This is a genomic window from Mesorhizobium sp. M1A.T.Ca.IN.004.03.1.1, assembly GCF_003997555.1.
GTDB lineage: Bacteria > Pseudomonadota > Alphaproteobacteria > Rhizobiales > Rhizobiaceae > Mesorhizobium.
Map to the genome: position 1 here is coordinate 1 of NZ_RZTV01000219.1, position 279 is coordinate 279.

At 62.4% G+C, this 279-nt stretch carries 1 protein-coding gene; it reads left to right on the forward strand.

Features of this window, described 5'->3' with window-relative positions:
• Positions 1–279: ABC transporter substrate-binding protein (locus tag EOD29_RS31425; RefSeq protein ID WP_164763930.1), on the forward strand; the 279-nt coding region annotated here is incomplete at both ends.

Sequence of the window (279 nt, forward strand, 5' to 3'; positions counted from 1 at the left end):
CGCAGACCAGGGCCTGAAGGCAACGCTGGTTTCCGGTGACGGCATCGTTTCGAACGAGCTGGCCTCTATCGCTGGTGACGCTGTCGCCGGTACCCTGAACACCTTCGGCCCCGATCCGACGCTGAACCCGGCGAACAAGGAGCTCGTCGAAAAGTTCAAGGCTGCTGGTTTCAACCCGGAAGCCTATACGCTCTACTCCTACGCTGCGATGCAGGCGATCGCCGGTGCCGCCAAGGCTGCCGGTTCGACAGACGCAGAAGCCGTTGCACCGGCCATGAA